This is a genomic window from Aliirhizobium sp. YIM B11859 (genome assembly GCF_057163345.1).
In genome coordinates this window covers 1-1,430 of record NZ_JBXHAY010000043.1, presented here as the reverse complement: position 1 = coordinate 1,430, position 1,430 = coordinate 1, and the positions used below count along the sequence as shown (strand labels likewise).

Sequence of the window (1,430 nt, the reverse complement as noted above, 5' to 3'; positions counted from 1 at the left end):
TCGTAGGCTGTCTCCGTCACCCGCCGATCACCGGCTGCCGTATCGCCGTAAGACTGGAGGCTATAGGGACGGCCAAGGCCGTCATACCAGGTCTGCTGGAACACCTGGGTGACGACACTTTCGGTGCCACCTGGCGTGTAGACGGTGATCCGCTGAGCGGTTGGGCTGCCCTCGCTGGTGTAGCGGACTTTGGTGAAGCCACCGGTTCCGGCATACACCGTGTCATAGGGCCGGCAGAAGACGTCATAGCTATAGGTCTCGGCGAAGCCGTTCCAGTCGGTCTTGGTCGACGGCTTGCCGCAGATGTTGTCGTTCGCGTAGGTCGTGACGAAGCGGGTATCGGCCGCAAGGCTGCCATTGGCAAAATACTTCGGCGCCCGCTCCTTCACCGGATACAGGTGATAGGTCGTGTCGTAATCCCACTCCGTCCGGTTTCCCGCACCGTCCTGGTGTGAAAGGCGATTCCCGTTGGCAGGATCGTAGGTGAAGTATTCGTTGTAGTAGGTCGCAGTGCCTACAACATTCTTATACGACCTTTGCTTGGTCACGTTTCCCTTGGTGGGAGGGGTGTTGTTCACCGTAGAGTCGTCGAAGTAGTAGTTGACCTGCTGCTCCGTTACAGCGGTCGTGCTGTCGAAGCCACCAGACTTCACCGACTTAATGCGAGGGAGCGAGACGATATAGTCCGTCAGATTGGGGGCATAGGCCGTTCCGGTCCAGGTTTCGTCGCCCGTCAGGTCTGTTCGACCGTAATCTCTGATCGATGTGATATTGCCGTAGTTGTCAAAACTCCGGTCAGTACGCAGAGTCAGCGAACTGGTCTCGTTGAGGATCGTATCGGTCGCCGTATTGAAGGCACGATAGGGCTTGTAGGTGGTCCTGACGCTATATGTCTCATTGACCGTTTTGGTGAGTGTGTTCTCGCCGTTGCGTGACACCGTGGTTGCCGGCAGGCCGTAGCTTGCCAGATCCTGCCGGTAGGTCGTCGTCACCACCGGTCGCGAGGCCTCGCCATTTGCGGCAGGCTTGGTCATGGTGATCGTCTTATAGCCGAGGAATTTGCGGGCGACCGGGTCGTAAAGACCACCGGCATAGGCATAGTCGGTCGTGGCCACCGTGCCCCGACCGTCATTCACCCGCATCTGGGTGACGGCATGCATGACCTGCGGCATGTAGCCATTGGTCCAGCGGGTCGACGGCGTATAGTCGACCGCAACCGTACCACCGGTCTGCAGCGTCACGGTGCGCAACAGGTTCGGATTGCCCGAGCCGGCATTGGAGATCGACAGATCGGTCACCGAGCGCACGAAGTCCGGCAGCCCGTCGCCGTTGAAGTCGCCGGACCAGCCAGAGCCGGCAATAGACTGGCCGGAGGCCACGACAGCAACTCCGTCCGCGCTGAACTGAAGCGCATAGGTCGCCATCGTTTT

1 protein-coding gene is annotated in these 1,430 nt (G+C 59.4%); it reads right to left on the bottom strand.

What is annotated here, in order from left to right; translation table 11 throughout:
- Positions 1–1,430 (bottom strand): toxin TcdB middle/N-terminal domain-containing protein (locus tag AC2GXZ_RS32525; RefSeq protein WP_483763377.1); only part of this gene is annotated, 1,430 nt, incomplete at both ends.